This is a genomic window from Streptomyces sp. NPDC101132 (assembly GCF_044759225.1).
Lineage (GTDB): Bacteria > Actinomycetota > Actinomycetes > Streptomycetales > Streptomycetaceae > Streptomyces.
Genome location: NZ_JBIVYX010000009.1, coordinates 405766 through 417831 on the forward strand (window position 1 = coordinate 405766; position 12066 = coordinate 417831).

At 75.4% G+C, this 12066-nt stretch carries 9 protein-coding genes; 3 read left to right on the top strand and 6 right to left on the bottom strand.

What is annotated here, in order from left to right; all coding sequences use genetic code 11:
* Positions 1-128 precede the first annotated feature (128 nt).
* The 5 genes from ACIQUR_RS23015 to ACIQUR_RS23035 all read right to left on the bottom strand — a co-directional run bounded on the left by ACIQUR_RS23015 (position 129) and on the right by ACIQUR_RS23035 (position 5704).
* Complete coding sequence (locus tag ACIQUR_RS23015; protein WP_403667166.1) at positions 129-866, bottom strand: hypothetical protein; 738 nt, start codon at positions 864-866, stop codon at positions 129-131.
* Positions 863-2524 carry a serine/threonine-protein kinase gene (locus ACIQUR_RS23020; protein ID WP_403667168.1) on the bottom strand — a complete coding sequence of 554 codons (1662 nt, stop codon included), beginning with the start codon at positions 2522-2524 and terminating at the stop codon, positions 863-865. Before ACIQUR_RS23020 ends, ACIQUR_RS23015 begins: the two co-directional genes overlap by 4 nt.
* A gap of 159 nt (positions 2525-2683) precedes the next feature.
* Positions 2684-3946 (bottom strand): Tm-1-like ATP-binding domain-containing protein, encoded by a 1263-nt coding sequence (locus ACIQUR_RS23025; protein WP_403667171.1) that lies wholly within the window; start codon positions 3944-3946, stop codon positions 2684-2686.
* 58 nt (positions 3947-4004) lie between these two features.
* Positions 4005-4493, bottom strand: a complete 489-nt coding sequence (locus ACIQUR_RS23030) for an NUDIX domain-containing protein (RefSeq protein WP_403667174.1) — start codon at positions 4491-4493, stop codon at positions 4005-4007.
* Between the two features lie 128 nt (positions 4494-4621).
* On the bottom strand, positions 4622-5704 hold the full coding sequence (locus ACIQUR_RS23035; RefSeq protein WP_403667177.1) for a cation diffusion facilitator family transporter: 1083 nt from the start codon (positions 5702-5704) through the stop codon (positions 4622-4624).
* Between the two features lie 171 nt (positions 5705-5875).
* Between ACIQUR_RS23035 and ACIQUR_RS23040 the strand changes: the two genes are divergently transcribed.
* Genes ACIQUR_RS23040 through ACIQUR_RS23050 form a run of 3 tightly spaced genes read left to right on the top strand, consistent with a single transcriptional unit; the run spans position 5876 to position 9981 of the window.
* A complete protein-coding gene (locus tag ACIQUR_RS23040; protein WP_403667180.1) occupies positions 5876-8251 on the top strand; it encodes an FHA domain-containing protein in 2376 nt (791 codons plus the stop codon).
* Between the two features lie 6 nt (positions 8252-8257).
* Complete coding sequence (locus tag ACIQUR_RS23045; RefSeq protein WP_403667183.1) at positions 8258-8974, top strand: hypothetical protein; 717 nt, start codon at positions 8258-8260, stop codon at positions 8972-8974.
* A complete protein-coding gene (locus ACIQUR_RS23050; RefSeq protein ID WP_403667186.1) occupies positions 8974-9981 on the top strand; it encodes a serine/threonine-protein kinase in 1008 nt (335 codons plus the stop codon). Before ACIQUR_RS23045 ends, ACIQUR_RS23050 begins: the two co-directional genes overlap by 1 nt.
* Before the next feature lie 46 nt (positions 9982-10027).
* Here ACIQUR_RS23050 and ACIQUR_RS23055 read toward each other — a convergent pair whose 3' ends face one another.
* Positions 10028-11326, bottom strand: a complete 1299-nt coding sequence (locus tag ACIQUR_RS23055) for a streptophobe family protein (protein ID WP_403667189.1) — start codon at positions 11324-11326, stop codon at positions 10028-10030.
* Positions 11327-12066 lie beyond the last annotated feature (740 nt).

Below are 12066 nucleotides of genomic sequence, written 5' to 3' on the forward strand. Positions count from 1 at the left end.
GGGGGGGCCCCCCCGGGCGGGGGCCCCCCGGGGGGGCCCCCCCGCCCCCCCCCCGGGGGGCCCCCCCCCCCCCCCGCCCGCCCCCCCCCCCCCCCCCCCCCGGGGCCCGGCCCCCGTCCGCCCCGCCCTCAGCCGCCGCAGCGGTAGACGAACTCCCCGGCCGCCGTGCGGTGTTCCGGCGTGAGCAGCACCAGCTCCGCCCGCGCCCGGTACACGCCCTCGCCGCGGAAGGTCCACAGCAGGTGCAGCCGGGCCTCGCGCTGCCCGCGCGCCACCCGCTCCTCCAGCACGTCCGAGCGCGACCCGTCGTTGCGCACCCAGCGGTACGTGAGCGTCCCCGGCCGCCCGTCCGTCCGTACGACCGCCACCACGTCGGCCGCCGAGTCGCACCCCGGCCCCTCCGCGGCCGCCCGCACGGTCACCGACCGGACCCCGACCGTGGGCCCGTACCGCTGCCAGCCCAGGTACACCAGCACCCCCAGCAGCACCACCGCGGCGAGCGTGTACCGGCGCAGCCCCGCCCACCGGGACGGGCGCGGCGGCGGCGCGCCGCCGAGCGTGCCGCCGTGCCAGACCTGGGTGGTGCCGACGCCGGGGGAGCGGTGCCCCGCCCCGGCCGTCACCCCGGGCCCGAACCGCAGCACCGAGCCCTCCACCCGGTCCGGGAGCACCTCCGGCACCGGTACGGGCACGGTCGCGTCCCCGTCCCCGTCCGTGCCGCCGGGCACCCCGGGCTCCCGTACCGTCGTCGCGTGCCCGTCCGGCACCGGGCCGTCGAACCAGTGGCTGCCCAGCACCGTCGCGCTGTACTCCGCCCCGGCCGCCGGCTCCGGCTCGGGCGCGTGGGGAATCCGCGGATCGCTCATGTGATCGTGCACCGCCTGATGAAGACCTGCTGGACGGAGGAGCCGTTGTCGGCGGCCGGCCGGGTCGTCGCACGCACGCCCCAGTAGCAGCCGCCGCCGGTGAAGGTGTGCGTGACGGTCAGCGCGGACCCCTCGTACGGGAAGGACCCGGAGCCCTCCGAGGCGCCCAGGTGCCCCTGCTCGTCGCTGGTGAACCACTCGACGGTGACGGTCACCGCCCCCTCGCCCTCGGTCTTCACCGCCACCTTCGCCTCGCCGGTGCTCACCCCGGTCTGACGGAAGGAGGAGACCCCCACCGCCCGGACGTACACCGCCGGCGCGGGCGGCTCGGTCGTGGGCGGCGGCGTCGTGGGCGGCGGGTCCGTCCAGGTCGGGGTCGGGGTCGGCACCGAGGTCGGCCAGGCCGTGGCCGTGGTCGGGGAGACCGTGGGCCAGGTGGTCGCGGTGGCCGTGGGGTACGGGGCCGGCGAGGTCGTCGTCGCCCCGGGCGAGGCACTCGGCGAGACCCCTGCGGAGGGGGACGGCCAGGGCGAGGGCCCCGGCGAGCCGGTCGGCCCGGGCGCCGGCGTGCCCGGGGCGGCACTGGTCGTCGCGAACACGCTGACCGCCTCGCGCCCGTGGGGCTCGCCGCCCGCCGCCTGCGAGGCGAACACCAGCACCGCGCCCGTCACCAGCGACAGCCCCGCCGCCAGCCAGCCGCGCCGGCCCGGCGCCCACGCGCCCACCGAACTCCCGTCGCCGCCCAGCGAGGTCTCGGCCAGAGCCGTCGTGCCGACCGCCGGCGGACCGCCCGCCGAGGGGAACAGCAGCGGCAGCAGCGCGGCCACCGCGGCGAGCCTGCGCTGGCCGCGCCGCTCCCAGTCCGGCCCGTACGCGGCCCCGGCGACCGCCTCCAGCTCGGCGACGAACTCCTCGGCGTCCCCGGGCCGTTCTCCCGGCGTCTTGGCCAGCCCCCGCCGGATCAGCGGGCGCACCGGCTCGGGCGCCTCCTCCTCGGGCACCGGCGCCTCGATGTGCTGGAGGGCCAGCTCCGCGAAGTTCTCCCCGCGGTACGGCTTGCGCCCGGTCAGGCACTCGAAGAAGACCGCCGTGGCCGCGTACACGTCCGCCGCGGGGGAAGCCGGCCGGCCCTGCCACTGCTCGGGCGCCATGTACGCGGGCGTGCCCGCCACCCCGGGCGTGCTGCCGCGGCCCGCCGCGATGCCGAAGTCCACCAGCTTCGACGAGCCGTCGGCCGCGACCAGCACGTTCTCCGGCTTGTAGTCGCGGTGCACCACACCGGCCCGGTGCGCGGCCGCCAGGCCCAGCAGCGAGCCCTTCAGCACCACCAGCGCCGGCTCGGGATCGGTCCGGCCCTCCTGGGCCAGCAGGGCGCGCAGCGCGATCCCGTCGACCAGCTCCATCACGATGGCGGCGCCGCCGGGCGCCTCCACGTACTCGTACAGGCCCACCACGTACGGCGAGCGCAGGCCGCCCAGCAGCCGCGCCTCCGCGCGGAACTCCCGTACGAAGGCGGGGTCCCTGCGGAACCGCTCGCTGAGGTACTTCACCGCGACCGGGGTGCCGGTCGCGTCGTGCACCGCCAGCACCACCCGGCCGCTGCCGCCGGAACCGAGCTCCCTGGTCTCCGTGTACCCGGGGACCGTCCACGCGTCCATTGCGCCCCCTGCCGTGGCGTCTGCCGTGTCGGACACCTCACCAGACACGATTTCCGCCACGGCCGGTTCCAACCCGTGACCGGCCCCGGCCGGTTCCCCGCCGTGACCGGCCCGCGGCGGGAGCGCACGCGCGCGCCGCCCCGCCGCGGGCCCGGCGGGTCAGCCGGAGGCGCGCACCACCCGGTCGTGCGTCCCGATCATCGCGTGCAGCCGGTCCGCCGCCGCCCGGCCGAACGCGGGATCGTTGATGTGCGTGTCGTAGTCGAAGCACTCGGCCGCGCTGTCGCGCAGCCCCTCCCGCAGCGCCCCGAACAGCGCCTGGTCGGCGCGCGGATCGTGGTACGGGCCACCCGGCGCGCCCAGCGTCGACAGCCCCCGCAGCGGCACGCACACCGCCGTCGGCCCGGTCGCGGCGCGCAGCTTCGCCGCCACCCGGCGGCCCAGCTCCGCGCATTCCGCCTCGGTGGTCCTGATCACGGTGATCGACGGGTTGTGCACCCGCACCCGCCGGTAGCGCACCCGCTCCGGCAGGGTCTCCAGCGGGCCGAACTTCACCATGTCCAGCGCCCCCAGGCTCACCACCTGCGGGGTGCCGCACCGCCCGGCGGCGCTGAGCCGGTCGGGGCCGGCCGTCAGCACCCCGCCGCACAGGTCGTCGGCGAGTTCGCTGAGCGTCAGGTCAAGCACCCCCGCGAACAGCCCCTGGCCGACGAGGTGCTCCAGCGTCCGGCCGCCCGCGCCGCTCGTGTGGAAGACCAGCACCTCGTAACCCAGTTCGGTCAGCCGCTCGCGGGCCGCGTCCACACCGGGGGTGGTCACCCCCGCCATGCTCGCCGCGACCAGCGGCCGGCCGTCGCCCAGGTCGGCGGTGTCCACCGCGCGGGAGGACTCGGCGAAGCCGCGGGCCATCCCGGCGATCGCGTCCGCCGCGTTCGCCAGCACCGGGGCCGAGACCGAATTGATGCCCGCGATGTCCACGACGCTGTACATCATCGTGATGTCCGTGGCTCCGACGTACGCCGAGACGTCCCCCGACGCCATCGACGACACCATCAGCTTCGGCACCCCGAGGGGCAGCGCCCGCATCGCCCGCGAGGCGATGGAGGTCCCCCCGCTCCCGCCGACGGCCAGCACCCCGTGCAGCCGGCCCTCGGCGTGCAGCCGGGACACCGTCGCGGCGGCGCCGCGGGCCATGGCCGTCACGGCCGCCCCCCGGTCACCGGCCGCCCGCAGCTCCGCCAGGTCCACTCCCGCGGCCCGGGCCACCTCGGCCCGGGGCACGTCCGCCGGCACCCGGGGTTCCCCCATCACCCCCGTGTCGACCACTACCGTCTCCACGCCGGTGCGCCGCAGCCGCTCGCGCAACCAGCCGTACTCCACGCCCTTGGTGTCCAGTGTTCCCACCAGCACGACGATCGTCATACTTGTAATGTTCACGAAGGTGCGGCGGCTGACACGTCACGGTCGGGTCACCGAACGGTCAACCCTCTGCCAGGTGGGTGAGGGTTTCAGCCAGTCGGTCGAGGAACGCCCCCTGGGCCGCGACGAGCTTCCCGCGGGCCTCCTCGCGCGGGAACCAGGCCGCCCGGTCGATCTCCGGGAAGTCCTCGTACCGCCCCGAGAAGGGCGGCCACTCCATCCGGAAGGTGCCCGGCCGGACCGCCGCCGGGTCCAGCTCCGCCTCCACCGCCCAGATCGTCACGATCTTGCGGTTGGCCTGCGTCACCTCGCCGAGCTCCAGGTACTCGCCCTCCGGCGGGGCCAGCCCGAGTTCCTCCTCGAACTCCCGCCGGGCGGCGTCCCACGCGGCCTCCTCCGGGCCGTACTCGCCTTTCGGGATCGACCAGGCGCGGGCGTCCCGGCCCGCGTAGTAGGGGCCGCCCATGTGCCCGAGCAGTACGTCGAATCCGGTCGGGTCCCCGCCGGTCCTGCGGAACAGCAGCAGTCCGGCACTGCGTTTCGGCGTCATGGCCCCATGGTGCCCGGCGGCCGGCCGGGCCCGCCCGGAGTCCGCCGGAAACCACCCCGCGGACCGGCGCGGGCACGGTCGCGCGGACCGGCGCACCCGCGGGCCCGCAGGCCGGCGGGCGGACGGTGTCAGTGGCCGTGGGGGCCTTCACGGTGGACCGGGCCGTGCGGCGCCGCGCAGTGCGGGTCCCCGTCCGCGGAGCCGGCGAGCCCCACGCTGAGCAGCTCCTCGGCCGCGTGGTCCACCTGGAGCGTGGTGTGGCCGATTCCGTACTCCTCCCGCAGCAGCCGCTCCAGGTCGCGGCGTACCGCGTGGCAGTCGCCCGCGGGTTCGACGAGTATGTGCGCGGACAGCGCGGCCTCGCCCGAGGTGATCGTCCAGATGTGCAGGTCGTGCACCTCGGTGACCGGCGCCAGCCCGACCAGGCGGTCGCCCACCGCGTCCGGGTCGAGGTGCGCCGGGGCGGCCTCCAGGAAGATCCGACCGGACTCGCGCACCAGCCCGTACCCGGCCTTGACCATCAGCGCCACCACCACGAGCGTGGCGATCGCGTCCGCCTGGACGAAGCCGGTGAGCAGGACCACCAGGCCGGCCACGGCCGTGCCGATGAAGGCGAACAGGTCGTTCAGGATGTGCTGGTAGGCGCCCTCGACGTTCAGCGAGGTGCGGTTCGCCTTCGAGATGCACCAGGCCGCCGCCACGTTCACGGCGATGCCCGCGAGCGCCGTCACCAGGACCAGACCGCCGTGCACCTCGGGCGGGTCGAGCAGCCGCCGTACCGCCTCGTAGCCCAGCCAGGCCGCGAGCAGCAGCAGGGTGAGTCCGTTGGCCTGGGCCGAGAGTATCTCCGCCCGCTTCAGCCCGTACGTGAACCCGCCGCGGGCCGGCCGCGCCGCCAGCCGCATCGCGATCAGCGCGAGGACGATCGAGGCGGCGTCGGTCAGCATGTGCGCGGCGTCCGACAGCAGCGCCAGCGAACGGGCGAACACCGCCACCACGACCTCGACGGCCATGAACGTGCCGATCAGGGTGAGCGCCAGGGTCAGCCAGCGCCGGTCCGCGTTCTCGGCCACCCCGTGGGAGTGCCCGGCATGCCCGTGCCCGTGCCCGTGGCCGTCTCCGTGCCCGTGGCCGTGTCCGCCCGCGCCGCCGCCGTCCGCACCGTGCCCGTGCGGCCGTGCCTGTGCGCGCGCCTGGTCGTGTGCACCCATGAGGTCCCCCGGTTCGGTTCTCGTACCCGTGTGCGTCTGCCCTCGACCCGTGCAGTGAAGCGCACCGCCGCCACGAAGGCAAAGGCTGCACCGGTGACCGTTGTCATTACCTATAAGGCGCCCCTGACCTGCGACGATGCCAGCCCGAAAGGATCGTGGGAAAATCCAGTCATGGTTGAGCGTCCCGGCGCGCCGACTGCGCCCGAGCTCGTTCTCGAGACCGACGGGGGCTCCACCGTCATGAGCCCCGGCCGGACCTACCACGTCGGCCGGGACCCGCTCAGCGAGATCTTCCTCGACGACGCGCGCGTCTCCTGGCACCACGCGGTCCTGCGCCCCGACGGCGACCACTGGACCCTGGAGGACGAGCACAGCACCAACGGCACCTACGCCGACGGCCGCCGCGTCCACGAGTGGGGCGTCGGCCCCGGCAGCGTCATCCGCTTCGGCAGCGCCGAGGACGGGCCCCGCGCCGTGCTGTCCGCCGCACCGCCGCCCGCACCCGGCCGGGGAGCCCCCCTGTCCTCCGTCGCCAACCCGCGGATGACCGGCACCTTCCGGGCCCCCAGCTCCGTCCGCCCGCTCCCGCAGGCCACCGTCAGGATCGGCCGCGCCCCCGACAACGACCTGCTCATCGACGACCTCGTGGTCTCCCGGCACCACGCCGAACTGCGCGCCCTGCCCGAAGGCGGCCACGAGATCATCGACCTCGGCAGCCACAACGGCACCTTCCTCAACGGCGCCCTCGTCCACCACGCCGTCGTCGGCCCCGGCGACATCGTCGGCATCGGCCACTCCGCCTTCTGCCTCGTCGACGGCCAGCTCCAGGAGTACGTCGACACCGGCGAGGTCTCCCTCGACGTCCAGGACCTCGCCGTCGCCGTCGACAACGGCCGCAAGGTCCTCCTCGACCACGTGTCCTTCCCGGTCGGCGAGAAGTGCCTGCTCGCCGTCGTCGGCCCCAGCGGCGCCGGCAAGTCCACGCTGCTCGGCGCCCTCACCGGACTCCGCCCCGCCGACCACGGCACCGTCCTCTACGACGGCCGCGACCTCTACCGCGACTACGCCGAACTCCGCAGCCGCATCGGCCTCGTGCCCCAGGACGACATCCTGCACGCCCAGCTCACCGTACGCCGCGCCCTCGCCTACGCCGCCGAACTCCGCTTCCCCCAGGACACCGCCCCCGCCGAACGCGAGGCCCGCGTCACCGAGGTCATCCACGAACTCGGCCTCACCCAGCGCGCCGACCAGCCCATCCACAGCCTCTCCGGCGGCCAGCGCAAGCGCGTCTCGGTCGCCCTGGAACTGCTGACCAAACCCTCCCTGCTCTTCCTCGACGAGCCCACCTCCGGCCTCGACCCCGGCATGGACCGCTCCGTGATGCACATGCTCCGCGGCCTCGCGGACGACGGCCGCACCGTCATCGTCGTCACCCACAGCGTGCTCAGCCTCGACGTGTGCGACCGGCTGCTCGTCCTCGCGCCGGGGGGCCGCATCGCGTACTACGGGCCGCCCGGAGACACCCTGGAGTTCTTCGGCTTCACCCAGTGGCCCGAGGCCTTCGAAGCCTTCGAGACCCAGCAGGACCGCGACTGGGCGGGGGAGTACCGGGCCTCGTCCCACCACCGCCAGTACGTCGCCGACGCCGGCACCCAGCCCCGCCCGACCGGCCACCCCGGCCCCGGCGGCGCCCCCGGCACCCCCGCCCCGCCCGCCGCACCCCCGCCCAAGGCCCAGAGCTGGGGCTCCCAGCTCGGCACCCTCGTCCGCCGCTACGCCGCCGCCCTCAGCGCCGACCGCACCTTCCTGATCATCATGATCGCCCTGCCGTTCGTGATGGGCGCCATGGCCCGCGCCCTCGCCGGCAGCGCCCTCACCCAGGAGACGGCCCTCAACGCGCTGCTCATCCTCTGCGTGGGCGGCGTCCTCACCGGCGCCGCCAACGCCGTACGCGAACTCGTCAAGGAACGCACCATCTACCAGCGCGAGAGAGCCGTCGGCCTGTCCCGCTCCGCCTACCTGATGTCCAAGGTCGTGGTACTCGGCACCATCACGGTCGTCCAGGCCGTGGTGCTCACCCTCGTCGCCCTGCTCGGCGTGAACCTCAACGCCCCCGGTGGCAAGGGCGTCCTGCTGCCCCCGCTGCCCGAGATCGCCCTCGCCGTCGCCCTGCTCTCCTTCACCGCCATGATGCTCGGCCTCCTCGTCTCCGCCCTGGTGCGCAAGGAGGAGGTCACCATGCCGCTGCTGGTGCTGCTCGCCATCGTGCAGGTGGTGTTCTGCGGGGCCCTGCTCACCCTGCACGGCGTCCCCGGCATCGAACAGCTCGCCTGGCTCGTCCCCTCCCGATGGGCGCTCGGCGCGATGGCCGGCACCATCGAACTGGAGCGGATCGTGCCCGGCCCGATCAGCACCGACCCCCTCTTCGACCACGAGACGGGCACCTGGCTGCTCTGCGCCGGGATGCTCGTGGCCCTGTCCGTGCTCTTCGGCGTCCTGGTCGCACGGCTGCTGCGCCGCCACGAGCCCGCCATCATGCGGAAGTAGCCCTCCATGACCGGATACGACGACGCGTACGCCCCGGACTTCCGCCCCACGCACGTGGTCCCCCAGGAGGGACTGCCCGCCTGGGAGGCCCCCGACGTGTCCCGGCCCACCGAACCGCTCGACCCGTTCCTGCCCGTGCAGCTCCTGGCCCGGCGCGGCGAATGGGGCCAGATCCTGTGCGCCAACGGCTGGAGCGCCTGGGTCGACGGGCGGCTCCTGGTCGCCGTACCCCAGGCGCCGCCGACCGGCGGCCGGCCCCTCTCGCGCACCGAGAACCCCCAGCCGCTGCTCGACCGAAGCGCCGAGGCCCTGGAACGCTACCGGCGCGCCGCCGCCGACCTCGCCGCCGGCCGCACCGACAGCGAGGGCTTCCGCCGGGCCACCCGCGGCCTGCGCACCGGCGTCGTCATCGACGGCGAGGACGTCTGGGTGTACGACGACTCGGCCGGCCGGTGGATGTACGGCGAGGGCAGCCGGCTGACCACCTACGCCGCCGCCGGACCGGGGGAGCGGCTCTCCGGAGCCACCCCCGGCAGCCCGGGCGGCCCGGACGGCCCCGGAGGAACGCCCTCCGCCCCGCCAGGGCCGGCGGCCGCCCCGCCCGCCGCCACCCCGCCGGCACCGGAGCGGGCCGGCTCCGAGGACGAGACCCGCCCCGCGCCCGCCCTCGGCCACGAGCCCACCCGGGTGACCGGCGTGCCCGACGGCCCCGGTGACCGGTGATGGCGCAGGACCCCAACCCCGGACTCCCCAGCGGCCGGGCCTCCGACCTGCGCGGCCGGCAGATCGCCGGGTACCGCGTCGAGGCCGAGATCGGCCGCGGCGGCATGGCCGTGGTCTACCGGGCCCGCGACCTGCGGCTCGAACGCACCGTCGCCCTCAAGCTCCTCGCCCCCGAACTGGCCCGCAACGACACCTTCCGGCAGCGCTTCGCCCACGAGTCACGGGTCGCGGCCGCCATCGACCACCCGCACATCGTGCCGGTCTTCGAGGCGGGCGAGACCGAAGGCGTGCTGTTCATCGCGATGCGCTTCGTCTCCGGCCAGGACCTGCGCCACCTGCTGGACGGCACCGGCCCGCTGCCGCTCAAGACCGCCACCCGCATCGCCGCCCAGGTGGCCTCCGCCCTCGACGCCGCCCACGACCACGACCTGGTCCACCGCGACGTCAAACCCGGCAACATCCTGGTCGCCGAGGGCACCGACAGCGACCACCCCGAGCACGTCTACCTCACCGACTTCGGCCTGACGAAGAAGTCCCTCTCCCTGACCGGCTTCACCAGCGTCGGGCAGTTCGTCGGCACCCTCGACTACGTCGCCCCCGAACAGATCTCCGGCAAGCCGACGGACGGGCGCTGCGACGTCTACAGCCTGGCCTGCGTGGTCTACGAAACCCTGACCGGCGGCCCGCCCTTCCAGCGCGACGACGACATGGCCCTGCTGTGGGCGCACCAGTACGACCCGCCCCCACCGGTCTCCTCCCACCGCCCGGACCTCCCGCACGCCGTGGACGGCGTCCTCGCCAAAGCCCTGTCCAAGTCGCCCGAGGACCGCTACGACACCTGCCTGGGCTTCATCACCGCCCTGCGGCTCGCCGGCGCGGCCGTCGAGCCCGAGACGCCCCGCGCCCGGCCGTCCGCCGGACCCTCCGCCGACGAGCCCGACCCCGGCCCGCCGCAGCCGCCCCCGCCCTGGGCCCTGCCGGTCTTCCGGACCCCGGCGCGGTACTAGGGACCACTAGGACCGCCCCCGCCGCCCTCACGCGCCCCGCGCGTCCTTACGACCCCTGCCCCGGCGCCTTCGCCGGAGCCTCGCCGTGGTGGCGGAGACGGGGGGCGAGCAGACCGGCGAGGAACCCGGCGGCCGCGCCCCACAGCAGGGCCACGCCGACGTTCCGCCAGAGCAGCGGGCTCAGCTCCACCCGGCCGCCGAGGCCGTCCACGTCACCGATGCCGAGCAGCGACAGCCCGAAGCGGGCCTCGACGTCCCCCAGCAGCGACACGGCCAGCGCGGCCAGGGCCAGCGCCACGGCGAAGCGCAGGGCGTGCTGCCAGGGGCGGACGCGGGCGGAGGAGCGTACGGCCGTCAGCACGGCCGCGCCCACGACCAGGACCGCGGCCACCACCAGCAGCCACCAGGCCCGGCCGTCGTACCCGGTGAGCGTCCCGAGGTCGACCCGGGAGACCTCCGGGGTGCGCAGTACGTCGTCCAGGACCTGCGGCATCGGCAGCCCGAACGGACCCTGCACCTGGCCCTCCCAGGCGCCGCCCAGCCCCACGGTGAACCCGAGCCAGGCGACGTTCGGCAGGCCCAGCAGGATCACGGCGAAGGTCTCGGCGACGTGCCCGCGGGTGACGGCGACCACCAGCCCGATGACCAGGGCGATCAGGACGTAGGCGAGGAGCAGCAGGACCGTCGCCGAGGCGGCCGGGCGCACCGCCTCGTGGAAGCGCACCAGCCGGCCCGGCAGCGGCGCCCGCGGGGACACCAGCAGGGCCAGGACCAGCAGGCCCAGGATCCACAGCAGGCCGAAGCCGAGGGTGGCGCCCATGTCGGCGCGGAAACCCACGGAGGGGGAGGCGTCCAGGAGTTCGCCGAGCTCGCCCAGGGGGTTGTCGCCCACGTCGATGCCGAAGGTCTGCCGGGCGAGGGCCGCGCACCCGGCGAGGGCCAGCAGCCACAGCAGGACGAGCTGCGCGCCGCGCAGGCCCAGCTCGCCGGCGGTGGCGACGGCGCGGTGACGCAGCGGGCGGACGAAGCAGTACCCGGCGGCGAGTGCGCCCGCCAGGGTGACGGAGAGGGGGAGTACGACGATCGAGGCGTCGGCGTCGGCGAGGAACCCGGCACCGCCGGACACCTCGACGGAGCCGCCTGCCGCCATCACGACCACGGCGGCGACCACCCGGGGGAAGGCACCCTCGGGGAGGTCGGCGGCGCCGGCCGCCCACAGGCCGAGGGAGGCGGTCACGATCATCGCGGCGAAGCCGGCGACCACCGCCAGGAGCGCGTCGCGCCAGCCGTGCACGGCGGCCGCGCGGGTCGCGGCCCCCTGGGAGTTCGCTGCCGTCCGGCTCACCCTGCCACCGTAAGCACGTCCCGCCCGGCCCGCCCGTCGGAACGGGACCCCGGCAGCTGTCGGGCGACGAGGTCCGCTGAGCGGAACTGTCGACCGGTCATCTGCGGGCCCAGACGCCAGCAGGGCTCGGAACCGGGATAAATCGCCCACCGGCAGGGCAGGAACAGCGGCGCGGCCCCCCGGCGGGGGTCATCCCGCACCTGGTGGGCCCTGAGGTCCGCTGAGCGGAACTGTCGACAGGTCATCCGCGGGCCAAGACGCCGGGAGGGCTCGAAACCAGCACAAATCACCCACCGGCATGGCAGGAACAGCGTCGCGCCCTCCCGGCAGGGGTCATCCCGCACCTGGCGGGCCGTGAGGTCCGCTGAGCGGAATTGTGGGCAGGTCATCCGCGGGCCCAGACGCCGGGAGGGCTCAGAACCGGCAGCCGTGCGCATGCCGCGGGATGATCGGCCCCGGACGGCCTTGCGGCCGCCGGGACGGCCGAAGCGCGTAGCGATCTGTGGCGGCTTATGAAGGGGCACAGGCGGCCCGGGGGCCGCCGTGCCGTCTGGTGGGCCTACGGACGCTGTCGCGTCCGCCCCGTGGGGCGGGCCCGCGCCGCGCTTCCGGGATCCGCATCCGGTACCGGATGGGTGTGTGGTGTCCCCCTGGGCGTCTTTTCTGGGGGTGTCCGCCGAGGGCTTTTGCCTCCGGGCCGGGGTGGTCTGTCAAGGGTGACCCGGAGGGTCATCGCGCAG